Annotated in this window: 22 protein-coding genes; 5 read left to right on the top strand and 17 right to left on the bottom strand. The window is 65.8% G+C overall.

The window, feature by feature from the left end; genetic code table 11:
* The first annotated feature begins 21 nt into the window (after positions 1-21).
* On the top strand, positions 22-1,431 hold the full coding sequence (locus HB634_RS16675; protein WP_063571983.1) for a TolC family outer membrane protein: 1,410 nt from the start codon (positions 22-24) through the stop codon (positions 1,429-1,431).
* Positions 1,432-2,043: 612 nt separating this feature from the next.
* Here the strand turns inward: HB634_RS16675 and waaA are convergent.
* The gene (gene waaA / locus HB634_RS16670) at positions 2,044-3,309 is read right to left on the bottom strand and encodes a lipid IV(A) 3-deoxy-D-manno-octulosonic acid transferase (RefSeq protein ID WP_063574189.1); all 1,266 of its coding nucleotides are present in this window, start codon (positions 3,307-3,309) and stop codon (positions 2,044-2,046) included.
* Between the two features lie 80 nt (positions 3,310-3,389).
* Between waaA and lpxL the strand changes: the two genes are divergently transcribed.
* On the top strand, positions 3,390-4,307 hold the full coding sequence (gene lpxL, locus HB634_RS16665) for an LpxL/LpxP family Kdo(2)-lipid IV(A) lauroyl/palmitoleoyl acyltransferase (RefSeq protein WP_213949390.1): 918 nt from the start codon (positions 3,390-3,392) through the stop codon (positions 4,305-4,307).
* Positions 4,308-4,428: 121 nt separating this feature from the next.
* A complete protein-coding gene (locus HB634_RS16660; RefSeq protein WP_213949389.1) occupies positions 4,429-5,340 on the top strand; it encodes a DUF535 family protein in 912 nt (303 codons plus the stop codon).
* On the opposite strand, the gene HB634_RS16655 is transcribed toward HB634_RS16660, so the two are convergent.
* From HB634_RS16655 to HB634_RS16630, 6 genes are all read right to left on the bottom strand, one after another.
* Positions 5,287-6,081: a glycosyltransferase family 2 protein gene (locus HB634_RS16655; RefSeq protein ID WP_213949388.1), complete on the bottom strand. Its 795-nt coding sequence runs from the start codon at positions 6,079-6,081 to the stop codon at positions 5,287-5,289. The two genes, HB634_RS16660 and HB634_RS16655, sit on opposite strands and share 54 nt — an antisense overlap.
* Complete coding sequence (locus HB634_RS16650) at positions 6,071-7,348, bottom strand: O-antigen ligase family protein (RefSeq protein ID WP_213949387.1); 1,278 nt, start codon at positions 7,346-7,348, stop codon at positions 6,071-6,073. The genes HB634_RS16655 and HB634_RS16650 overlap by 11 nt, the downstream gene beginning before the upstream one ends.
* Positions 7,345-8,457, bottom strand: a complete 1,113-nt coding sequence (locus tag HB634_RS16645; protein ID WP_255548647.1) for a glycosyltransferase — start codon at positions 8,455-8,457, stop codon at positions 7,345-7,347. The genes HB634_RS16650 and HB634_RS16645 overlap by 4 nt, the downstream gene beginning before the upstream one ends.
* A gap of 88 nt (positions 8,458-8,545) precedes the next feature.
* The gene (locus tag HB634_RS16640) at positions 8,546-8,752 is read right to left on the bottom strand and encodes a zinc-finger domain-containing protein (RefSeq protein ID WP_046979305.1); all 207 of its coding nucleotides are present in this window, start codon (positions 8,750-8,752) and stop codon (positions 8,546-8,548) included.
* Between the two features lie 999 nt (positions 8,753-9,751).
* Positions 9,752-10,345 (bottom strand): YceI family protein, encoded by a 594-nt coding sequence (locus HB634_RS16635; RefSeq protein ID WP_213949385.1) that lies wholly within the window; start codon positions 10,343-10,345, stop codon positions 9,752-9,754.
* A gap of 71 nt (positions 10,346-10,416) precedes the next feature.
* Positions 10,417-11,010 (bottom strand): malonic semialdehyde reductase, encoded by a 594-nt coding sequence (locus HB634_RS16630; RefSeq protein WP_063573225.1) that lies wholly within the window; start codon positions 11,008-11,010, stop codon positions 10,417-10,419.
* Positions 11,011-11,152: 142 nt separating this feature from the next.
* On the opposite strand from HB634_RS16630, the gene HB634_RS16625 reads away from it, so the two are divergent.
* Positions 11,153-12,100, top strand: a complete 948-nt coding sequence (locus HB634_RS16625) for a mitochondrial fission ELM1 family protein (protein WP_345777509.1) — start codon at positions 11,153-11,155, stop codon at positions 12,098-12,100.
* Positions 12,101-12,215: 115 nt separating this feature from the next.
* On the opposite strand, the gene recG is transcribed toward HB634_RS16625, so the two are convergent.
* The 4 genes from recG to rpoZ all read right to left on the bottom strand — a co-directional run bounded on the left by recG (position 12,216) and on the right by rpoZ (position 17,491).
* Positions 12,216-14,315: an ATP-dependent DNA helicase RecG gene (gene recG / locus HB634_RS16620; protein WP_213949417.1), complete on the bottom strand. Its 2,100-nt coding sequence runs from the start codon at positions 14,313-14,315 to the stop codon at positions 12,216-12,218.
* A 30-nt stretch (positions 14,316-14,345) separates the two neighbouring features.
* Positions 14,346-14,729: a RidA family protein gene (locus HB634_RS16615; protein ID WP_213949384.1), complete on the bottom strand. Its 384-nt coding sequence runs from the start codon at positions 14,727-14,729 to the stop codon at positions 14,346-14,348.
* 177 nt (positions 14,730-14,906) lie between these two features.
* The gene (locus HB634_RS16610; RefSeq protein WP_063573099.1) at positions 14,907-17,090 is read right to left on the bottom strand and encodes a bifunctional (p)ppGpp synthetase/guanosine-3',5'-bis(diphosphate) 3'-pyrophosphohydrolase; all 2,184 of its coding nucleotides are present in this window, start codon (positions 17,088-17,090) and stop codon (positions 14,907-14,909) included.
* A gap of 110 nt (positions 17,091-17,200) precedes the next feature.
* The gene (gene rpoZ, locus HB634_RS16605; RefSeq protein ID WP_046968048.1) at positions 17,201-17,491 is read right to left on the bottom strand and encodes a DNA-directed RNA polymerase subunit omega; all 291 of its coding nucleotides are present in this window, start codon (positions 17,489-17,491) and stop codon (positions 17,201-17,203) included.
* 176 nt (positions 17,492-17,667) lie between these two features.
* Between rpoZ and HB634_RS16600 the strand changes: the two genes are divergently transcribed.
* Positions 17,668-18,495 carry a VacJ family lipoprotein gene (locus tag HB634_RS16600; protein WP_213949383.1) on the top strand — a complete coding sequence of 276 codons (828 nt, stop codon included), beginning with the start codon at positions 17,668-17,670 and terminating at the stop codon, positions 18,493-18,495.
* Positions 18,496-19,367: 872 nt separating this feature from the next.
* Here HB634_RS16600 and HB634_RS16595 read toward each other — a convergent pair.
* The 6 genes from HB634_RS16595 to gmk are packed head-to-tail and all read right to left on the bottom strand — an operon-like array spanning position 19,368 to position 23,501.
* Positions 19,368-19,664 (bottom strand): STAS domain-containing protein, encoded by a 297-nt coding sequence (locus HB634_RS16595; RefSeq protein WP_213949382.1) that lies wholly within the window; start codon positions 19,662-19,664, stop codon positions 19,368-19,370.
* Complete coding sequence (locus tag HB634_RS16590; RefSeq protein ID WP_213949381.1) at positions 19,661-20,350, bottom strand: ABC transporter substrate-binding protein; 690 nt, start codon at positions 20,348-20,350, stop codon at positions 19,661-19,663. The genes HB634_RS16595 and HB634_RS16590 overlap by 4 nt, the downstream gene beginning before the upstream one ends.
* Positions 20,351-20,373: 23 nt before the next feature.
* Complete coding sequence (gene mlaD, locus HB634_RS16585) at positions 20,374-21,249, bottom strand: outer membrane lipid asymmetry maintenance protein MlaD (protein WP_063573599.1); 876 nt, start codon at positions 21,247-21,249, stop codon at positions 20,374-20,376.
* A gap of 58 nt (positions 21,250-21,307) precedes the next feature.
* Positions 21,308-22,078: a lipid asymmetry maintenance ABC transporter permease subunit MlaE gene (gene mlaE / locus HB634_RS16580; protein WP_063573600.1), complete on the bottom strand. Its 771-nt coding sequence runs from the start codon at positions 22,076-22,078 to the stop codon at positions 21,308-21,310.
* Positions 22,075-22,887 (bottom strand): ATP-binding cassette domain-containing protein, encoded by an 813-nt coding sequence (locus tag HB634_RS16575; RefSeq protein ID WP_213949380.1) that lies wholly within the window; start codon positions 22,885-22,887, stop codon positions 22,075-22,077. Before HB634_RS16575 ends, mlaE begins: the two co-directional genes overlap by 4 nt.
* Positions 22,884-23,501, bottom strand: coding sequence for a guanylate kinase (gmk, locus tag HB634_RS16570; RefSeq protein WP_213949379.1), 618 nt, complete (start codon positions 23,499-23,501; stop codon positions 22,884-22,886). The genes HB634_RS16575 and gmk overlap by 4 nt, the downstream gene beginning before the upstream one ends.
* Positions 23,502-23,565: the final 64 nt, after the last annotated feature.

Genomic DNA, 23,565 nt, shown 5'->3' with positions numbered 1-23,565 from the left:
CATCACCCACGAGGCGAAATCATGCGCTTGAAGCTGCTCACCGTCGCGCTTGCATTGGCCGCGACGCCGTTCGCGAGCCATGCTGAAGACCTGCTCGACGCCTACCGCCAGGCGCGTGCAAACGATCCGGTGCTGTCGCAGGCCGATTCCACCCGTCTCGCCACCGGCGAAGGCGTGGATCAGGCACGCGCGTTGCTGCTGCCTCAGGTCAACGGCTCGGTCGGTATTACCCAGTCCAACCCGGCAGGCCCCTCGCGTTCGGTGCTGACCGACGCCGCTGGTAACCCGCTCCTCGACGGCAACGGCAATCCGCTGCTGAGCAGCGACATCGGCCACACCCGCGAGCGTACGCTGAGCGCGACGGTGACCCAGAGCGTGCTGAATTTCAGCCAGATCGCCGACCTGCAGGCGGCGCATTCGTCCGCCAACTCGCAGAACGCGACGTACGAAGCCGCCCTCCAGCAGCTGGCGACGCGCGTGGCCACGGCCTACTTCCAGGTCCTGACCAACGACGACGCCCTGACCTTCGCCAAGGCCAACGAGCAGGCCCTCGCCCGCCAGCTGGAGCAGGCGCAGCAGCGTTTCGACGTCGGCCTGTCCGCCATCACGGACGTGCAGGACGCCAAGGCCCAGCACGACACCTCGGTCGCCTCCGTCATCACGGCTGAGAACACCCTGGCCGACTCGCGCGAAGCCCTCACCCAGATCACCGGCAAGCCGGCGGACAACCTGAAGAAGCTGCGTGAACAGCTGCCGATGGATCCCCCGACCCCGAACGATCCGAAGGCCTGGGTGGCCGAAGCGGTCAAGAGCAGCCCGAGCATTCTCGCCGCTCAGTACAGCGTCGAGTCGAGCGAGCACAGCATCTCCTCCGCCCGCGCCGGCCATCTGCCGACGATCGACGCGTCGCTGGGTTACAACAAGAGCACGGCCTGGACGCAGAACGGTGGCGCCGGTTCCGCGGCCACCTCCGGCACCCTCGGATCGTCCGGCAGCAACGGCCGTGGCGCGACCTCGGTCGGCCTGACGCTGAACGTGCCGATCTTCTCCGGTGGCCTCACGCAGTCGCGCGTGCGCCAGTCGATCTACCAGCGCGATGCCGCCCAGGACTCCCTGGAATCGGTGCGTCGCCAGGTGGTGCGTGACACGCTCAACTTCTACCGCTCGGTCGTCGCCGGCATCAGCAAGGTCGAAGCGACCAAGGCTGCCGTCGAGTCGTCGGAGAGTGCACGTGACGCGACGCAGGCCGGCTTCGAAGTCGGCACCCGCACCATCGTCGACGTGCTGATCGCCCAGCAGAACCTCACCTCGTCGCTCAGCGACTACTCGCAGGCCCGCCATCAGTTCATCCTCGACAAGCTCCTGCTGAAGCAGACGGCTGGCACGGTGGACATCAAGGACCTCGAAGCAGTGAACTCGCTGCTGCAGTAACGGCCGCGTTCCACTGCACGATGAAAAGGGCGGGCCTTCGGGTCCGCTTTTTTTTGTGCGGATAGCCGCTGCGCGGCTGGTGTGTTGAGCGGCTTGCGCCGCCTCACGCTCGTGGTTTCCTGGGAGTCGCGGTTGCGTGTGGCACGAGCGTCACGCCGCTTCGCCGCCATGCGTCGCACGACTGCCTCAACGCACCAACGCGCCAACGCGCCTTCGTAGGAGCCGCTTCAGCGGCGAACCCTCAGGCTATCGGGTTTGCGAACAAGGCCTTGTGGTGATCGGGCGAGCGGTTGAGCCGCCTCCACGATGCGATGCAATCCCTCATTCGCAACGACGACCTCTGAGGCTTCGCCGATGAATCGGCTCCTACAACAGCAACAACACATGCTTGCTGGCGGTGCGCTTGACCCCACGCAACCTCGACGTTCGCTGCCGCGAGGGGCAAGGCCCTTGGGGACGCTTAAGCTGAGGGCGGCCCCGACTACCTTACAAAGCGAGAGACCAGCTACCGCCCGTCTCGAAGAGCCGCGCCGCGGCCCCAAGGGCCTTGCCCCTCGCGGCTCCCAACGCACCCGCAAGCGTGAGGCGGCGCAAGCCGCTGGTTACATGTTCCTATTCCTGCAACAGCCGGTCGACGAGTTTCATCACCTTGCCGACGGAGCCGCGTTCGCTGTCGAAGACGTGGCGGGCGGCGGTGCCCATGGCCTGGCGGCGGTCATGGTCGCGCAGGAGGGAGAGGACCTGCTCGCCGAGTTTGTCGGCGCTGGCGACGCGCTGGCCGCCGGACTCGTCCAGCAGCGCCTGGGTGATCTCTTCGAAGTTGAAGGTATAGGGACCCACCAGCACCGGCTTCGACAAGGCAGCGGGCTCGAGCACGTTGTGGCCGCCGATGGGTACCAGGCTGCCGCCGACGAAGGCGACGTCGCAGGCCGCGAAGAATCGCAGCAACTCGCCCATCGAATCGATCACGAAGCACTGGGTGCCGTGGCCCGGCACGCCGTCGGCGCTGCGCGTGCCTACCTGGAAGCCGAGGCTGCGCACCGAGGACTCCACCGCCTTGAAACGCTCGGGGTGGCGCGGCGCGATCAGCAATAACGCGTCCGGCAGGCGTCGCATCACGTCGAGGTGCGCCTCGAGCACGCTCATCTCCTCGCCCTCGTGGGTGCTTGCCGCGATCCAGACCGGACGACCGGTGCCCCAGGCTTCGCGCATGGCCTTGCCAGCCACCAGCGCGTCGTCGGGTACCGGCATGTCGAACTTCAGGTTGCCGCAGACCGTGAGCTGGCTTGGCTCGGCACCGAGCAGACGGTAGCGCGCGGCATCCGTGCGCGACTGGGCGGCGATGTGGCTGACACAACGGAGCGCACCTTTCACCAGCGAACTCATGCGCGAGTACCCGCGCAACGAACGCTCGGAGAGGCGTGCGTTGGCGATCAGCAGGGGGATGCCATGGCGACGGCAGGCGAAATAGAGGTTCGGCCAGATCTCGGTCTCGACGATCACGGCCAGCCGCGGGCGCGTGTTGCGCAGGAAGCTGCGCACCGCAAACGGCAGGTCGTACGGCAGGTAGACACTGTGGACACGATCGCCGAACAACTGGCGGACGCGCTCCGAGCCCGTCGGCGTTACTGTCGTCACGAGCATGGGCGCGTGCGGATAGGCCTCCATCAACGCCTTGACCAGCGGTTCGGCCGCATTGACCTCGCCGACCGATACCGCATGCACCCACAGGCAACCATGCAGGCGAGGCAGCGGGAAGCGGCCGAAGCGCTCGCGCCAGCGCACGTGATAGTCGCCGTAGCGCATGCCACGCGCCATCAGGCGAAGCATCACCAGTGGCGTGAAAAGGTACATGGCGCAGTTGTAGATCAGACGCAGCAGCACGGGGTTCCCTGGACTTCCCGGTGACCGGCCAGTATAGCCGCCCCCATTCGCTACAATGGCCGGACATGCCTGGAATGCCCCGCCCCTCCCTGACCCTGCGCCTGCTTGCGCCCCGCCACTGGGCCGCGTGGGTTGGCGTCGGCTTCATCTGGCTCATCGCGCACCTGCCCTTCCGCACGCTGATGCGCCTCGGACGCGCGGCCGGACGCCTTGCGCTCCACCTGAATCGGGAACGGCGGCGCATCGCCGCGACCAATATCGCGCTGTGCTTCCCCGAGTTGGGCGAGACCGCCCAGAAAGCGCTGCTGCGGGCCAATCTCTGCGACGTTGGCATGATGCTGGCCGAATTCGCGCTCGGCTGGATGGGCTCTGACCGCGCCATCGCGAACGTACCGGTCACCGTTGAAGGCCTCGAGCACCTCGAGGCCGCGCGTGCCGCCGGTCGTGGCGTCCTGCTCGTCGGGGGCCACTTCTCGCACCTCGAACTGAGCGCCCGCCTGGTCTCCTCGCGCATTCGCATCGCCGGCATGTACCGGCGGATGGACTCGGAGGTTTTCGAGTTCACGGTGCTGCGCTCGCGCCTGCACTACGCCGACGCGATGTTCGACAAAGACGATATCCGTGGGACCGTGCGATATCTGAAGAAGGGCGGCACGCTGTGGTACGCACCCGACCAGGACATGCGCAGCAAGGACAACGTCTTCGTTCCGTTCTTCGGTGTCCGGGCCGCGACGATCACCGCGACGCATCACCTGGCCCGGTTGTCGGGCGCGCTTGTCATCCCTTTTTACCACCGCCGCCTGCCGGGCGATGCCGGCTACGCCATGCGCCTCGGTGCTCCGCTTACGGATTTTCCCAGTGACGACGCGGAACACGACACCGCACGGGTGAACGTGCAGATCGAAAGCATGGCGCGTGAAGCACCTGAGCAATACCTTTGGGTACACAAGCGGTTCAAGACGCGCCCACCCGGCGAGCCGAAGATCTACTGATCCGGCTCGACCGCCGTTAATTACGGGCCTAAGCAGGTACTTCCCGTCAGCGACGACGAAAGCTACGCGAAAAAATACGAGCGTAGAAACGATTCGTCTACTCCCTGGACGGACCTTCCCCATGCAGTCGCTCCTCCGTTTCGCGCGCTCGCTGCGCGGCCGGGCCGAATGGCATAGCTCACGTTCACGTGGATTCAATGCCGCGATGACGTACATCGCGCGCGCGCTGCTTCACTGGCGTCGACACAGCGCGTGGCTAGCGTTCCTCGAATCGCCGGCCATGGCCGGCGTGACGGCGATCGACCGCACGCTGATCGAGCGTTACCAGCACCGCTACATGAACCGTCACTGGTCGATGATGCAGCGACTGGCGGCCACGCAGCAACATTACGCCTTCGCTGTGCGCCGTTTCCCCACTCCGTTGTTCAAACAGTTGTACTTACAGCGCGAAGTCGGCGTCGGGCGCCTCGTCCTGCGCGATGGCAGCGGACTGTCACTGGTGCTGAAGGCACCCACGCTCCGGGGCCGCGAGGGCGAATTGAGCCTTTCGCTCACCGACGACTGGGGGCTGCAGATCTCGTACGCGACCCTTTCGTTCGTGGACGACGGCCGTACGGTGATCATCGGTTGCCTGCAAGGTGCCGCGAACAATGCGGGACGCGATGCGATTCGCGAACTCACCCGGCAGTCGCATGGACTGCGTCCGAAGAATCTCCTGCTGTCGATGGTCCGTTCGCTGTCCGAGGCGATGGGCGCGCAACGCATACGCGGCATCAGCAACGAGGCCCATCCGTTCGCGAGCAGGAAAAAGATCAAGGCCGACTACGACGGGTTCTGGCAGGAGAACGATGGTGTCGCCGATGAAGAAGGCTTCTACGCGATGCCCGTGCATGAGCCGGTCCGTTCGGAGTTGACGGTGGAGAGCAAACGGCGCAGCGAATTTCGCCGTCGCGAAGCCTTGCGTCGGCAGGCGTGCGACTTACTCGTCGACGCCTTTTGCGTTCCGGGAATCACGGTCCACCAGGCGGCCTGAGACGCGGCGTTCGTAGAGCTTCGCGTACTTGAGGAACGCGTAGAACGCGTGCACGCGCGCGGCGACGAAGCCCGCCCAGCCGCCACGCCAGTGTCCGCGCCACAGGTAGTAGCGCAGGAAAGCGACCGTCGGATAGACAACCATGCGTGCGCGCAGGTGGCGCGGCGTGCGCGTGCGCCGGTCGCGCACCTGCAACGACGAGTAGCGATTGGCCTTGTCCACGCGACCTTCGATATCGCGTTCGCCGTAGTGGTCGATCACGGCGTCGAGGCGGCGTACCGGCCCGTCGACGACGATGCTCTCGTGCACTTCGTGGCCGCTCATCCGGGCGCGGGTGCGATCGAACAGACGGACATAATGATTCAGCCGGGCATGGTCGGACTGCCAGCGCCAGAACACCCACTCCCGGCGGAGCAGCTCGAAGCCGGCGACATCGGGCGAATCCAGGGCCGCGCGTACGCGATCCGCCGCGGCGACCGGCAGGGCTTCGTCCGAATCCAGCAGGAGCACCCAGCGATGGATCGCGAGGTCGATGGCCGCCTGCTTCTGGGCGCTGTAACCGGCGAAGGGCTGCACTTCGATGCGTGCTCCCAGCCGTGCGGCAATGTCGCGCGTGGCATCGGTCGAGCCGGAATCCAGCACGAGGATGTCATCGGCGAAGTGCACGGAGGCCACGCAGGCCTCGATGGTGTCCGCGTTGTTGAATGTGGTGACGACGACCGATAGCGGCTCACGCGCCATCGCGCGGTTCCAGGTCAGGCAGGTCCGCAAATAGCGCGGCGCACCAGACCGACACGAGCCAGGCGGCAAGGAGGCCCCACCAGGCCGAGTAGAAGGCCATGTGTGTGTTCAGCGGAAAGAGAATGACGACCAGTGCCAGCGTGGCGGGGAAAGCCCGGTAGCGCGCGACGGTTCCGGCGCGCCACCAGGTGCGTACGGCCAGGACCACCGCTGCCAGCCACGCGAGCAGTCCGATGACGCCGGTCTCGGTCGCCACTTCCAGCACGACCTGGTGCGCGTGGCAGGCACCTTCGCCCTCCGCGCATTTCTCGATCGTCAGGAAGTGGTCACCCGGTGTCGCCAGCGCGGGATAGGCATAGCGGAACCCACGGACACCGACACCGTTCACCGGATGCGCGGCGAACATCCGCAGCGACGTGGTCCAGATATCCAGCCTTCCGGTCAGCGCGTTGTCGACGCCTGCGCTGGTGCCCGACAACGCGGGCAAGGTGTGCGCCACGCGGTCGCGGAAACGCGGTGACACCTGCCATGCAAGCAACACGACCACGGCCAGCGAGACGGCGGCCGCCGCGCACGCCACGGCGAATCGGCGCGGCGTCTTTGCCTCGTTCCAGAGAAAACCCAGCGCGACGAGTCCGTAGCAAAGCCACGACGCGCGTGAGCCGGAAAGCAGGACAGGACCGAGGGCCAGCAGGAAGGCGATGACCAGGCCGCGACGTCCCCAGCGCTCACGGGCGCCCCACAGGAGGAAGGGCGCCAGGGCGGAAAGCGCCGGACCCAGCTTCAGGTTGTCTGCGCCGAAGATGCCCGATAGGCGTTCAGCATTCGACGCGCCAGCGAGACCGTAGCCGGTAATGGCCTGTACCCAGGCATCGGCCACCCAGATTGCGACCACCACGGCGGTGGCCAGATAGAGGGCCCGCACCTTGCCCGGCCGACGCATCGCGAAGCAGGTGTACACACCCAGCGGTGCGAAACGGAGGATGCCAGCCACCGTAAGCCAGCTCTTGCCCGGTGCCACGGCATCAATGACCGAGACAAGGGCAGCGCCTGCGTAAGCCGCGAACAGCCACAGGAAGAGCTTCGCGCCGGGGTGATGACGTATGGCCTGCGGCTCGCGAACCAGCAGCAGGATGCTGCCGACCAGGCAAAGGAACACGCCCAGCTCAGCGCTGCGACCGAACGGCAGCAAGGCCGGCACGAGCCAGATCGGCAACAGCGGCGAGGCCAGACCCGCCTTGATCGAACGGGCGACGGTGCCGCTCACGCGGTCGGCTCGCCCTGAAGCAGGCCGGCGTAGAGCGCGAGCGTGGCTTCCTGCATGTCGACCAGGCGGTAACTGCGCGGCGGCGGAATGGGTGGCGCGAAACGCAGCAGTTCAGCAGCACGCTCGACCAGCTTTTCGCGATCGCCCAGCGGTACGCGACCGGCCGGGTAGAGCTCGGCCAAGAGTTCGCCGACGCCGCCATGGGCGTAGCCCATCACCGGACGGCACAACGCCAGGGCCTCGACCACCGTCCGCCCGAACGACTCGGGGCGAACGGACAGCTGCAGGACGAGGGCCGACATAGCAAATATGTCGCGAACATCGTCCCGGGCCGGGGAGATCACCACCTTGTCGTCCAGGCCGCGGGCATGGATGAGCTGACGCAGCTCGGCCACGTAGGCCTCGCGACCGGGCTCATCGGCACCGAGCAGGAGCAGGCGCGCGTCGATGGCCCGATGAATGAGATCGGCGAGCAGCTCGATCGCATCCGCATGGCCTTTCAGACGCGTACCACGGCCCGGGAGGGTCAGCAGCGGGGCGCCGGCCAGTTGCGGGTATTCCTCGAAAAAGGCGCGCTGCCAGGTCTCGTCGGGCCGGTATCCGTAAGGGAAGGCGTCGGTATCGATGCCGCGCGGGATAACGGCCACCCGCGCCGTGTCGATGTCGTCGGGGTAATGACGCAGCACGTAGTCACGCAGGGTCTGCGAGACGACGATGACACGCTCGCCCCGGAGCAGGATGGCGCTATACCGGCCCGGCGAATTCAGTCCATGCACCGTCGTGACGAAATGGGGGCGGGGCTTGACGCCACGCATGGCCCACCAGCCGATCCACGCGGGCAAGCGTGACCGGGCATGGACGATGTCGGGCTTCACCTCGCGCAGGATGCGGCGCAGCTTGCCGACAGTGAACAGCGTGCCGAGCGATTTGTGACCGATCGGCACGGTGAAATGCTCGCTCCCCTCCGCCTCGAGCTGGGCGACGAGGCGCCCTCCCGCGGAAACCACGACCGAGCGGTGTCCCGCAGCGACCAGCGCCCTGGCAATTTCCAGGGTCGAACGCTCGGCACCACCCGAGTGAAGGGCGGGGATGAGCTGTACGACGGTCATCGTCCGATCTGGGAAGACGGTGGCCATGGGCGGTCCGAGAGGAAGGAGTGTCACGGGCAATGCAGGAAGCATGCCCGCGCGGGGCCGTTCAGTCTTTCAATACGTAATTGGCGCCGCAATACGGGCACTTGGAAGTGCCGCCGTCGTCCACGATGGGCAGGTAGACCTTGGGATGCGAGTTCCACAGGTACATGCCCGGCATGGGGCAGGATAGCGGAAGGTCCGCCTTGGTCACTTCATAACGGTTCTCGGCGTTGGCCGGAATCAGCTTGGCGGCCGCGGGATTGGCATGCATGGGGAAACTCCGGACAAGGCCGTGTAACTGGGTCTGCGATGGTAGCAAAAAAGGAATTGGCTCTCGGTGGAATTGCGGTTTTCGGGCTTCCTCCGGGTTCACCCGCTTGAGTGCCTGCCGCGGCGGGCCCAGACGTTGCTGCGCAGAGCCTTCGGTGCCTGGACGTGGCGGCGTCGAGCCTTCGATTCCTGGACGTGGCGGCGCAGAGCCTTCGGTGCCTGGACGTGGCGGCGCAGAGTCTTCGGTGCCCACCCTCGCTGCTCAGACAGGTCCTCCGCGTTCGACAAGGAAAGGCCGCTACCGCGGCCCGTGTATCTATTTGGCCTACGGCCGCTCCACTTGTGCGGAACTCGCCTCGAGGGTGGGCACCGAAGACTCTCCCGGACCCTGAGGTTCGCGTGGGTCGAGCCGAAGCGCTCGGCGGCATCGACCGGCGTGTTTATTCGGAGTCCATTCGCCACGCTTGCGGCTGTCGCCAGGCACAGGCACGGGCAGAGGCGCGAGGAAGGTGTTCGGCAACCGGGTACCCGCCACCGCGTATCCGCATGCGCTTCCGCATCGCCCTAGTGTTCTGTGTGCGGCCGGGACCGATGACGGCACCACGCCAACGGCTCTCCTTCCAGCTGACCGTATCGTCGTGAGAGACCTTGGCGTCCACCCTCGAGGCGAGTTCCGCACAAGTGGAGCGGCCGTAGGCCAAATAGATACACGGGCCGCGTCAGCGGCCTTCCTTCTCGAACGCGGAGGACGTGTCTGAGCAGCGAGGGTGGGCGCCAAGGTCTCCCCGCGAGACGCTCAAGTGTAGAAAGCGACGGCTAAGCCGAGCCTGCGAGGCCGAAGGCGAGCCCTCTGCGCGATGCGCGATGCGCGATGCGCGATGCGCGATGCGAAAGCATGTGCGGCCTGGAAGCCGGGCGCCCGGGCCTTGGTGTCCACGGTGAACAAAAAAAACCCGCGCCGTTACCGACGCGGGTCTGGAAGCGAAGCCGAGGGGCTTGCTTACTTCTTGTCAGCAGCCGAGGCGTCGTGCGCTTCGGTGGTGATGCGGATCTTGATCTCGTCGGAGACGTTCGGCACGTAAGCGCCGACGCCGAAATCCGAACGCTTGATCGTGGCCGTGGCGTCGAAGCCGGCGGTCTGGACCTTCATCATCGGGTGCGGGCCGACCTTGTTCACGGTGACGTCGAGGGTGACCGGCTTGGTGACGCCGTGCACGGTCAGGTCGCCAACAACCTTCAGCTTGTCCTTGCCGGCCGAGGTGACCTTGGTGCTCTTGAAGGTCACGGTCGGGTAGGTGGCGGCGTCGAGGAAGTCCTTCGACTTCAGGTGCTCATCGAGCTTCGGCACGAAGGTGTCGAGGCCGGCGAGCGGCAGGGTCGCTTCGACGGTGGACTTGGTCGGGGCGGCTTCGTCATAGACGAGCGTGCCGTCGACCTGGCCGAGGTTGGCGGTCGGGTTGGAGAAGCCGAAGTGGTTCCAGCTGAACAGGACCATGGTGTGGCCCGGATCCAGCTTATAGGTGACCGGAGCAGCAGCGGCGGTGCCGGCGGTGGCGAGCAGGCCCGCGAGGGCGACGTAACGGAGTGCGCGCATGGTGAATCTCCTGCAGTGGGATGGGTACTGCTGATGGCAGCGGGACCGGATGGTCACCGCGGGAATTGAGGTCAGGCTATTTGTGCCGCTTCGTCGAAGGAAAGACGCGGCAGGCGGTCGAAAAGATTCTTGTCCGGATCGCCGTAGCCGATGTTGATCAGGAAGTTCGACTTGATCTGGGTGCCGGCGAAGAACTCGGCATCCACGCCGGCCTGGTCGAAGCCGGACATCGGGCCACAGTCGAGGCCGAGCGCGCGGGCCGCCATGATCAGGTAAGCACCCTGCAGCGAGCCGTTGCGGGTACCCGAAGCCTGGACCAGCTGCTCGTTGCCGACGAACCAGCTGCGGGCGTCCGCGTGCGGGAACAGCTTGGGCAGGTGCTCGTAGAAGGCGTAGTCGGTGGCGACGATGGCGGTCACCGGCGCCTGCATGGTCTTCTCGGCGTTGCTCTCGGAGAGATACGGCTTGAGGCGCTGCTTGGCGTCCGGCGACTTCACGAAGACGATGCGCATGGGCGAGGAGTTGGCCGCAGTGGGGCCGAACTTGGCCAGATCGTACAAGCGGCGGATCTGCTCGTCGGTCACTTCCTTCGGCAGCCACGCGTTATAGGTGCGGGCGGTCAGGAAAAGCTGGTCAAGCGAAGCATCGGACAACGGAGCGCTCATGGATATCCTTGTACAGTGACGGATCGCCGGGGCCCCGGCATCCCGACAGTGTAAGCGTCATGAGCCGGTCCGTGATCGGTCGGCCAGGGAACGAACTGTGGCAAATACGACAACAATCCTGCCCCACGATGCCTGCTGGGTTGTGACAGACGGCGCGGCCGGCAATCGACGGCAGGCGCTGGCGCTGGCCGAGGCGCTGACCCCATCTATCCGCGAGATCGTAGTGGAGCTGCGCGCTCCCTGGTCGTGGTTCGCGCCCCGGCAATTGCCGGGTTCGCGTATGGCGCTGGGCGGCAACGACGAAAGCCTGCGACCGCCCTGGCCGAAACTGGTCATCGGCTGCGGACGCAGCGCCGCTTGGGCGACCCGGCAGATCCGCCAATGGTCGGACGGCAAGACCCTGGCCGTGCAGGTGCTGGATCCGAGGATCGATCCGGCCCACTGGGACCTGGTGATCGCGCCCAGGCACGACACCCTGCGCGGCGACAATGTCCTCAATCCGCTGGGCTCGTTGCATCCCATCGACGACACCTGGCTGGCCGACGGACGCGATGCCTTCGCCCCGTTCGCCGACCTGCGGTCGCCGCGGCTGGGCGTGTTGATCGGCGGGGCCAGGCACGGCACGCCGTTCGACGACGACGCGGCGGCAGCCTTCCTCGAGGCCGTGAAGCGACGACATCAGGCCGATGGTGGCTCCGTCCTGGTGGCGGCATCACGGCGGACACCGGAAGCACAGCGGGGTCGCATTCGCAGCGCGTTCGCGGGCTTGCCCGGTGTGGTCTGGGCCGATAGCACCGACGGCGCGAACCCCTACCCTGGCGTGCTCGGCTGGGCCGATCGGCTCGTCGTCACCCCGGACTCGGTGAATATGCTGTCCGAGGCCTGCGCGACGGGGCGGCCCGTGCATACCTTCGTTTCGCAGCCGCTGCCGGAGAAGCTGGAGCGGTTTCACCGGGAGCTGCGCTCGGCGGGGTTGTTGCACGATATCGACGCGACGACGGCGACGACGCAAACGCCGCTACGCGAGACCGCGGCGATTGCCTCCGAGGTACGCCGGCACCTGGGGCTAAGCGACGCCGTCGCCCGGTAGGAACCGATTCACCGGCGAGCTCTCTGTGGGAGCCGATTCATCGGCGATGGGTGCTCGCGAGAATCTGGCCCGCTGCCGCGGGATCGCCGATGAATCGGCTCCTACAAGGGGTTTTTCAGGCGTCGACGTAACGGGCTGCGTCGCCTACCCAACGGGCGATCAGACGCTCGCACCGCGCAGGATGGTCTTTCATCATCGCCTCGGCGACACGCTGTACCTCGGGCATGAGATGGCCATCGCGCGTGAGGTCCGCGATGCGAAACTGCAGCTGGCCGGTCTGTCGTGTGCCGAGCACCTCGCCCGGACCACGCAGTTCCAGATCCTTCTCAGCAATACGAAAGCCGTCGTTCGTCTCGCGCATCACCTGCAGGCGTTCGCGCGCCAGTCGCGACAGCGGGTTCTGGTACAGCAGCACGCAATTGGAAGCGATGGCCCCGCGACCGACGCGTCCACGTAGCTGATGCAACTGGGCAAGGCCAAGGCGCTCGCTGTTCTCGATCACCATGAGGCTGGCGTTGGGCACGTCCACACCTACTTCGATCACCGTGGTCGCGACCAGCACGGCAAGTTCGCCGGCCTTGAAGGCGTCCATGACCGCCTGCTTTTCCTTCGGCTTCATGCGGCCATGAATCAGGCCGACGGCGAGATCGGGCAAGGCGATGGTCAGTTCCGCGTGGGCGACTTCCGCGGCCTGCGCGTTGAGCTGTTCGGACTCTTCGATCAACGTGCACACCCAGTACACCTGGCGCCCTTCCATGCACGCGGCGTGGATGCGCTCCATGACGTCGTAGCGGCGCTCGTTGGAGATGGCGACCGTCTGCACCGGCGTGCGGCCCGGCGGCAGTTCATCGATCGACGAAACGTCGAGGTCGGCATAGGCGCTCATGGCGAGCGTGCGCGGGATCGGCGTCGCCGTGAGGACAAGCTGATGCGGGATGAGATCACCCTCGGCACCCTTGTCACGCAAGGCGAGACGCTGGTGCACGCCGAAGCGGTGCTGCTCGTCGACGATGACCAGGCCGAGCTTCGCGAAGCTGACGCCCTCCTGCATGAGTGCGTGCGTACCGACCAGCACATGCGCTCCGCCGGCCGCACGCGCCAGTGCACTCTTGCGCGCCTTGCCCTGCACCTTGCCGGCCAGCCATTCGACCTCGAGGCCGAGCGGTTCGAACCATGCACGAAAGTTGCGCAGGTGCTGTTCGGCAAGCAGTTCGGTCGGCGCCATCAGCGCCACCTGGTAGCCACTCTCGATCGCCGCCAGTGCAGCGAGCGCGGCCACGACGGTCTTGCCACTTCCCACGTCACCCTGGACCAGACGCAGCATGGGATGTGCGCGTGCGAGGTCGCGGGCGACTTCTTTCGATACGCGCGACTGGGCCTTGGTCAGTGCGAACGGCAGTGCCGCGAGGAGTCGGTCGCGCAGGGTACCGGCACTCTTGAGTGCGGGCGATTTGCGCTTCTTCACCGCCGCGCGCATGCGCCGCAAGGTGAGGTGCTGAGTGAGCAGCTCCTCGAAGGCAAGCCGTTGTTGTGCGGGATGCGTGCCCTCCCCCAGCTGCCGCAGGTCCACGTCGGGTGGCGGGCGGTGCACATGAAGCAAGGCGTTACGTAGCGAGGTCAGACCCATGGGACGGCCGATCTCGTCGGGAATCAATTCCAGGCGGTCGTCTGTCGGCAAGTGGGCCAGCGCACGTGAGATCACGCTGGCGAGGCGACGCGGGCCGAGACCTTCCGTCGTGGGGTAGACCGGCGTGAGGCGCTCGTCGACGAGGACCTGCTCGTCCGCTTCAATACGCTGGTATTGCGGGTGGACGATCTCCAATCCCTGCGGTCCCTGCCTGACTTCGCCGAAGCAAAGGAGCCGCGTACCTTTCGCCAGAAGATCCACCTGCGACTTCCGGAAGTGGAAGAAGCGCAACAGCAGGGGCCGACCGGAATCGTCGCCGATGATGAGCTTCAGCTGGGGACGAAAGCGGAAGCCTCGCTCCACGTGTTCGACGATCCCCTCCACCTGCGCGCGGTCACCCGGGCGAAGGTCGGCGATGGGCACGACCGTGGTGCGGTCTTCGTAGCGCAGCGGCAGGTGGAACCAGAGGTCCTGCACCTCGCGCAGACCGAGCTTGCCCAGCGTTTCGGCGAGCGCGGGCCCGACACCGCCGAGTGTTGTCAGCGGTGCACGTCCGGGATCCGCCGGCGGTGTCGCCGGCGTGGTCACTGCGCCTCGGGCCACGGGTCGTGCCGAGGATTACGGCAGGACGAGGATCGCGTCGACTTCGACCTGGGCGCCCTTGGGCAGGCCCGAGACCTCGATCGTCGAGCGTGCCGGGTACGGCTGCTGGAAGTATTCGGCCATCACCGCGTTCACGGCGGCGAAGTTGCCCAGGTCCGTCACGTAGATGCCCACGCGCACGATGTCCGCCAGCTTGCCACCGGCGGCTTCGGCCACGGCGACGAGGTTGTCGAACACGCGACGGGTCTGCAGGGTGATATCGCCCTCGACGAGATTGCCGGTGGCGGGATCGAGCGGGATCTGGCCCGAGAAATACACCGTGTTACCCGCGCGAACGGCCTGGGAATACGGGCCAATGGCCGACGGTGCCTTCTCGGTGGCGATGCTGCTACGGGTCATGGACTTTCCTCGGGGAATCGATCCTCCGAGTCTATCGCATGCGCTCCGGCCGGATGCTCGCAGCTTTCTGTAGGAGCCGATTCATCGGCGATCCCGCGGCAGCGGGCCAGGGTTTCGCGAGCACCCATTCGCCGATGAATCGGCTCCTACCATCGCCGGCATAGCCGGCTCCCACATTTACAGCGGGTGGCGGTAAACGCCGCTGACCACGCCGGTGCGGCGGACGCGACGCATCACGTCGGCAAGGTGCTTGCGATCCTTTACCTCGATGGCGAAGAGCAGCGTGGCGGCCGTGCTGTCGCGTTCGATGTATTCGACGTTTTCGATGTTCGAGCCGGCGTCGGCGATGGCGGCCGCGACCGTGGCGAGTACGCCCGGGCGGTTGAGGACTTCGATGCGCAGCTCGGCACGGTAATCGCCCTGCACGTCGCGGTCCCACTCGATGGCGACGATGCGCTCGGGCGTCTTCCGGAACTCGACCACGTTCGGGCACTCGACGCGATGGACGACGATGCCCTTGCCCGACGACAGGAAGCCGACGATTTCGTCGCCCGGCAGCGGGTGACAGCAGTTGCCGAAGCTCAACACGCCACGCTCCGCACCACTGATGCGTATCTTCTCGGCGTTGTGCTCCGGCGGTGCCTGCGGGTGACTGCCCTCACGCGGCCCGAGCAGGGCGACGAGCTGCGTGGCGACCTGGTCGGCGAAGCGATTGCCGAGCGCGATCTCCGAGAGCAACTCCTCGAGTCGCTTCAGCTTGGCGTCGTCGAGGAAACGATCGAGCGCGGCGGCTGGCACGGAGTCGAGACTGAGGCCGCGCGCATCGAGCGCGCGATCGAGCATGCGGTGACCGAAGTCGACCGCGTCCTCGTGCTGCAGATGTTTGAGGTACTGGCGAATCGCCGTACGCGCCTTGCCGGTGACGACCGCTTCCAGCCACGCCGGGTTAGGCACGGCGGAGGGCGCCGTAATGATTTCTACCTGCTGGCCGGAAATCAGGCGCGTGCGCAGCGGCACGAGCTTCTTGTCGACGCGCGCTGCGACGGCGTGGTCGCCCACGTCGGTATGCACTGCGTAGGCGAAATCCAGGGCCGTGGCGTTGCGCGGCAGCGAGAAAATCTCACCGCGCGGGGTGAACAGATAGACCTCATCCGGGAACAGGTCGATCTTGACGTTTTCGAGGAACTCAGCGGCCGAAGGCGTATTCGCCTGGCTGTCCGCCAGCGCGGAAAGCCACTCGCGGGCACGCGCCTGTGCGCTGTTCGCTGGACCCGAATCCGACTTGTATGCCCAGTGCGCCGCGACACCCCGCTCGGCGACGGACTCCATTTCCGACGTTCGGATCTGGATTTCGATCGGCGCGCCGAAGGGGCCGAGCAGCACGGTATGCAGCGACTGGTAGCCATTACCCTTCGGAATGGCGATGAAATCCTTGAAGCGGGCGTCCACCGGCTTGTACAGGCCGTGCACGGCGCCCAGCGCCATGTAGCAATGCATGGCCGAATCGGTGATGACGCGGAACCCGTAGACGTCCATCAGCTGGGCGAACGATTTGTGTTCGCCGCGCATCTTCGAATAGATGCTCCAGGCCGACTTGATGCGGCTCACCGCGCGGCCGGGAATCTTCTCGGCGGCAAGGCGTCCTTCGAGGGCCATCTCGATCTTGGCCATCGCCTCGCGACGGTTGCCCAGCGCGGCACGGATACGCTCGCCAATGATGCGATGGCGATCCGGATACAACGCCTTGAAGCCGAGGTCCTGCAGTTCGGCCTTGAACTTGTTCATGCCCAGGCGCTGTGCGATCGGGGCGTAGATCTCGAGCGTTTCGCGGGCGATGCGGCGACGCGACTCGCCGTCTTTCGCGCCCAGCGTACGCATGTTGTGCAGGCGATCGGACAGTTTGATCAGGATGACGCGAAGGTCACGCGCCATCGCCAGCAGCATCTTGCGAAAGCTTTCGGCGTCCGCTTCCTGCCGGCTGGAGAAACGCATCTTGTCGAGCTTGGTGACGCCATCGACCAGCTCAGCCACGGTCTCGCCGAATTCGCCGGCGAGTTCGTCGCGCGCGAGCTTGGTGTCTTCGAGGGTGTCGTGGAGAATCGCCGCGATGATCGTTTCGGCATCCAGGCCGAGTTCGGCCAGGACCTGCGCCACGGCCACCGGGTGCGTTATGTAGGGCTCACCCGATTTGCGTGTCTGTCCGTCGTGCGCGGCGGCGCCGATCAGGAAGGCGCGGCGGATGCGCAGCACCTGATCCCTGGGCAGGTAGGCGCCCACGCGATCTTCCAGCGCCTGCACGTACGGCGGCACCGAGCCATCATCGACCACGTCGGTCAGTTTTTTCGCAGGGACGACTTCCATGGGAGGGTCTCGCGCCTAGCCGGCGCAGCCTCCCGCACGCGGCCTCAGCAGCCGCGCGTCAACGTGCGCAGTGTTCCGTTTATGACAGGGCCGACAGCGACCCGGTGTCATCAGTCATCCCCGCCCTTCGAGAGGTCGTCGTCCACTTCCGTGGCGGCCCACTCGAGGGCTTCACGCTCGGCGCGCTCACGGGCGGCACGGTCGATTTCGTCGATCATCTCGTCGTTGACGCGACGGTCGGCGATTTCGCGCAGGGCCAGCACGGTCGGCTTGTCGTTGGCGGGATCGATGGTCGGCTCGGCGCCCTTGGAGAGCTGACGGGCACGCTTGGTCGCCATGAGCACCAGCTCAAAGCGGTTGTCGACTACCTCTAGGCAGTCTTCGACGGTAATACGGGCCATTTCAAATCCTTGACAATAAAGACACTTCTGGTCGGGCAGTTTACCGGTCCGGCCGGTTGGCTGGCAATCAGGGGAGGGGTATCATGCGCGGTTCTGGCCAGGATGGACGGGTATTAGTGCAAATAATAAAACCAAGCGGTACACTAAAGTATCGCCCCACCCGCAAAGTCGCCCCGATGCACCTGAATCTGATCTCCCGGATCGCCAGACCCGCTTTGGCCGTGTTCGCCACCGCCCTGCTTGCCGCGTGCCATATCGCACCGCCGCGCACGGACGATCCGAACGAACACTTCAACCGGAACATGTACGCCTTCAACGACAAGCTCGACAAGGCGGTCATTCGCCCCGTGGCTGTCGGCTACCGGAAGGTCACCACCCCGGCCGTACGCACCGCGGTCAGCGACTTCTACACCAATATCCGGCTGCCGATCACGGTGGCCAACGACCTGCTGCAGGCTCGTCCGAAGCAGGCGATCCAGTCGACCAGCCGCTTCGTCGTGAACCTGACGATCGGTTTCCTCGGCTTCAAGGATCCGGCAAGCCTGCTCGGTATTCCCCTGGAAGACAACGACTTCGGCGTGACGCTGGCTCGCTGGGGCTTGCCCGAGGGCGACTACCTGGTGCTGCCGCTGGTCGGCCCGACCACGGTCCGCGACGTCTGGCGCCTGCCGGTCGACAGCTATTTCTTCGACCCGCTCAGCTACTACTCGCGCAACCACAGCTACAAGTACGGTCAGGAATACATCCCGTCGGCGCTCTATCTCGTGACCCTGCGCTCGCGCGGTATCGATGCCGAGAGCTTCCTTGCCTCGGCCTACGATCCGTACGTGTTCATGCGTGACGCCTACCGCCAGCAGCGCCTGTACCAGATCTACGACGGCAACCCGCCGGACGCGGTCATTGAACAGATGCAGGGGCTGAACGACAACCAGGGCTTCGATCCCGACAAGCTGCTCGATGAGCAGCACAAGTGGGAACGCCAGAACGGCGAAAAGCCCGAGTAAGGAGAAGGCCCCGCGAGGGGCCTTCTTTTATGGTTCGTCGTCGATTTCCGTGGAGCCTTTTCCTGGTCGCTCGTGCGCTTGATGCCTGATTTCCGGGCTTTCAGGCCGGCGATTCTCTCGCGCCTCGCGCCTCGCGCATGGCTCGCCTTCGGCTTCGCGGGGCTCGGCGTTGCCATCGCTCTCAACACTTGGGCGTCTCGCGGGGAGACCTTGGTGTCCACCCTCGCTGCTCAGACACGTCCTCCGCGTTCGAGAAGGAAAGGCCGCTCACGCGGCCCGTGTATCTATTTGGCCTACGGCCGCTCCACTTGTGCGGAACTCGCATCGAGGGTGGACACCAAGGTCTCTCACGACGATACGGTGGAGTGGGCGGAGAGCCGTTGGCGTGGGCGCTCCCGGAACACCCAGCCGATGCGGAAGCGATTGCGGGCAACCGGTTGCGGAACGCCTTACTCGCGTCTGCGCCTCCACCGGCGTGCCTGCTTGCCTGCGAGCCTGCCGACGATGCTGCCGTGCTTTCGCTCGACCCACGCGAACCTCAGGGTTGGGGAGAGTCTTCGGTGCCCACCCTCGAGGCGAGTTCCGCACAAGTGGAGCGGCCGTAGGCCAAATAAGTACACGGCCGCGCAGCGGCCTTTCCGGTACGGAACGCGGAGGACGTGTCTGAGCAGCGAGGGTGGGCACCGAAGGCTCTGCGCCGCGCCGCCTGAGCACCGAAGGCTCTGTGCCGCTACGTCGGGGCGCCGAAGGCTCTGCGCCTCACCCCTCACGCAAGCGGCGGCTTGAGTTGGTAGGTCGAGGCAAGCGGCCGATCGCCGATGAATCGGCTCCTACATACACGCACAAGCAGGAGCCGGGATCTGGCGTTGGCGTTAGAGCAGGTTTTCTACGCCCGAGACGCGGGCCAGGGCCTGCAGGCCTTCCGGTGTGTTGGCGACCGCGAGCGTCTTGCCTTGGGTTCGGGCGTGCGCCAGCAGGGCCAGTAGTGTGGCCAGACCGGCGCTATCCGCATGGGTAACGCCGCTGAGGTCGAGCGTGGTCTGGCCGCTACGGTCGAGGTCGGCACGGGCCGTCTCGAGCGCGCTGGCCGCCGTGGCGAACGTCAACGCACCGGACACCCCGAGGGTGCCCGGTGCCGTGGTCGTCAGCGAGAACGACGCCGGAATCACTTCTGGGCGCCGCCCTTGGCGCCACCGGTATCCTTCTGGATATCGTCGATCGCGGCACCGCCCTTCGATTCGAGGTCGGCGGTCAGCTTGTCGAGGCCTTCCTTCTTGATCTCGGCGTCGACCTGGTTGCGATAGTTCGAGATGTACGAAATCCCTTCGATGATCACGTCATACGCCTTCCAGTCGCCGCTGGCGCTCTTGCGGAACGCGTAGTCGACCGAGACCGACTTGCCGTCGTCGAGCATGACCTGCGTACGGACCACGGTGCGCTTGTTGTTGAGATCGCCGGTGAACGGAAGGACTTTCACGCGGCCACGGGTGTAGTTGAGCAGGCCTTCGGCGTAACGGTGCGTGATCGAGTTGTAGAAGGCCTTGGCGAAGCGCTGGCGCTGCTCCGGGGTGGCCTTGCTGGCGTTCTGGCCGAGCACGAGGATCGACGCGTAGTCGATATCGAAGTGCGGCAGGAAGGTGTCGTCGATGACCGCGATCAGCTTCTCGTGATCGTTCTTGAGCTCGGCCTGGTGACCTTCGATGGCCTTGGCAAGGTCATCGGAAATCGTCTGCACGATCGCCTCGGGGCCGGGACCCTGGGTGGCGGACGCCGGCGCGGGGTCCTGGGCAAACGCGGGGGCGGCGATGACGCCACCGACGGCCAGAGCAATGGCAAGGGAAAGCTGACGCAACATGCGATGTCTCCTGGGTTCCGGCCTTATTTCTTGCCGGAGTTGTCGGGTTGGGTGCCGCCCGAGGCGCCACCGGATTTGTTGTCGCTCGGCGAGCCGTTCACGAGGAACTTGCCGATCAGGTCTTCAAGCTGGAGTGCGGACTGGGTGAGGATCAGCTGGTCGCCTTCGGCGAGGAAGGTCGGCGAGCCGCCCGGCTGGATCGCAACATACTGGCTGCCGATCAAACCGCTTGTGAACACCGCGCCGGCCGAATCATCCGGTATCTGGGAGTAGCGCTTGTCGATCGCAAGGGTCACCGTGGCTTCGCTGCTGCCCGGCTTGATCGTCACCGCGTCGACGCTGCCGATCGGCACGCCGGCCATCTTCACCGCCGCGCCCGGCTGCAGGGCACCGACGTTGGTGAAGTTGCCGGTGACATGGAACGTGCCACCCAGGCGATCCGGGGCGCTGCCGCCACCGAAGAACTTGCCGATCATCTCTTCCAGCTGCTGCGCCGGACGGGTCAGGCCGATTTCGCCACCTTCCTTGACCGGGGTCTTGGACAAACCGAACTGGATGCCGACGTACTGGTCGCCGAGCAGGCCGCTGGTGAAGATCGTGGCCACGGAATCCTCGGGGATGTCCTTGTGGCGGTCGTCGATGGACAGGGTGACCTTGGCTTCTTCCTTGCCGGGAACAAGCTCGATCGCCTGCACGGAGCCGACGCGGACGCCGGCGATCTTCACCGGCGCGCGGTTCTTCAGCTGGCCGATGTTGGCGAAGTGGGTTTCCACCGTGTAGCTGGAGCCCTGGCTGGCGTTGGCGACCGACGTGGTCTGCGTGGCCAGGTAAGCGAGGGCGGCGAAGCCGAGCACGATGAACAGGCCGGTGCCGAAGGCATAGGAACGTCTCTGGGTCACGGCGCGATCCTCGAACGGGTAAAGAAGGAATGGACAGTCATGGCGGGTCTCCGGTGCCTCAGATCAGGAACGAGGTGAGGACGAAGTCCAGCGCCAGGATGGCGATGGACGAAGCGACCACCGTGCGGGTTGTCGCGTAAGCGACGCCTTCACTGGTGGGCGGCGTGGTGTAGCCCTGAAACACCGCGATCAGGGAGACCACGATGCCGAAGGCGAAGGATTTGAGCAGCACGCCGTCGATGATGTCCTTATGGACATCCACCGTGGCGGTCATGTTCGACCAGAACGTGCCGTTGTCGATGCCGAGCCAGGTCACGCCAACCAGATGGCCGCCGAACACGCCCATGGCGCAGAACACCACGGCGAGCAGGGGCAGCGCGACCACGCCGGCGAGGAAACGCGGGGCGATGACGTAGGCGATGGGATCGACCGCCATCATCTCCATGGCGTCGAGCTGGTCGGTCGCGCGCATCAGGCCGATCTCGGCGGTGACCGAGGTGCCGGCACGCCCGGCGAACAACAGCGCCGTCACCACAGGGCCCAGCTCGCGATAGATCGCGATAGCGACGACGGTACCGGTGGCCGAGGTGCCGCCGAAGATCGAGAGCACGTCATACAACTGCAGGCCGAGCACCATGCCGACGAACAGGCCGCAGGTCATCACGATGGTCAGGCTCATCGCGCCGACGAACCAGATCTGCCGGACGGTTTCGCGACCGTGGCGGAAGCTACGGGGAATCGCCGCGAGGATCGTCAGCAGGAAAAGCCCGCAGGCGCCGATCTGGGTGAGGCTGCGGACGACGACATTGTCATTCCTGGCCGTCGTCATGCCTTGCCTCCTGGGAAACCGAGCGCCGTGGCGTAGTCGCCGGCGGGATACTGGAACGGGACGGGACCGTCGATCTTGCCGCCGAAGAACTGCGCGGTCCACGGCGAGCCGTCACTGGCCAGCGTGGCCGGCGCACCCTGCGCGACGACCTTGCCGTTGGCGATGAGGTACACGTGATCGGCCACCTTCTGCACGGCGGCCAGCTCATGCGCTACCAGCACGGACGTAATGCCCAGCGTGTGGTTGAGCGTGCGGATGAGCAGGAGCACCTGGTTGAGCGAAATCGGATCCAGGCCGACGAAGGGCTCGTCGTAGAGGATCAGCGCGGGATCGAAGACGATGGCGCGAGCCAGGGCGACGCGCCGGGCCATGCCGCCGGACAGTTCCGTGGGCGACAACCGCGCCGCACCGCGCAGACCGACCGCCTCGAGCTTGTTCAGCACGATGTTGCGAATCAGTTCTTCGGGCAACTCGGTGTGCTGGCGCAGCGGAAAGGCTACGTTCTCGAAGACGTCGAAATCGGTGAGCAGGGCCGAATTCTGAAACAGGTAGCCGATGCGCTCGCGCAACTCGAAGAGTTTCTCGCGAGAGAGCGAAGGCACGTTCTCACCGTCGACCTCGATGGTCCCGGCATCGCCGCGCATCTGCCCGGTGATGTGCTTGAGCAGGGTGGTCTTGCCGGTGCCGCTGGGGCCCATGATCGCGGTGACTTTTCCGCGGGGGATGTCCAGATCGAGATTGTCGAAGATGGTCTTGCCGTTGAGGACCGTGGTCAGTCCGCGTACGCGGACGATGGCGTCGTCGGTCATGGTGCGAGAAGCTCCTCGATCAGCGCCTCGTGGCGGCGAGCCGACGCAGGCGTGCGCTGGCGGACGGCGCGAACGATCGCCTGGAGGTCCGCCAGGGCGTCCTCGAAACGGTCGTTGACGATGATGTAATCGAACTCGTGCGCGTGGGCGATCTCCTCGCGCGAGTTGAACAGGCGACGCTCGATCACCTCGGGGGCGTCGGAGCCGCGGCCACGCAGGCGGCGCTCCAGCTCCACACGCGACGGCGGCAGGATGAAGACGCTGACGCAGTCGGGCTTGCCCTTACGCACCTGCCGCGCGCCCTGCCAGTCAATCTCCAGAAGTACGTCGGCACCTTCGCAGAGCTTGCCTTCGACCACGGTGCGTGAGGTGCCGTACAGGTTGCCGTGCACCTCGGCGTGTTCGAGGAAGATGCCCTCGGCGATCTCGCTCTCGAAGTCCGTTCGCTCTACGAAGAAGTAGTGGCGTCCGTATTCCTCGCCCACGCGCGGCGGCCGCGTCGTATGCGAAATGGACAGCGAGATGTCCGGCTCGCGCTCGAGCAAGGCGTTGACGAGCGTGGACTTTCCGGCTCCCGAGGGCGCGGCGACCACGAACAGGGTGCCGTCGATCATCCGCGGGTCTCTGGTTGGACGTGCATGGTTTCTCCCGGAGCCGGCATCGCGAGCTGGGCAAAAC

The organism is Luteibacter sp. dw_328, assembly GCF_018449605.1.
In the GTDB taxonomy this organism is placed as follows: Bacteria; Pseudomonadota; Gammaproteobacteria; order Xanthomonadales; family Rhodanobacteraceae; genus Luteibacter.
This window is presented reverse-complemented; position numbering and strand designations above follow the sequence as displayed.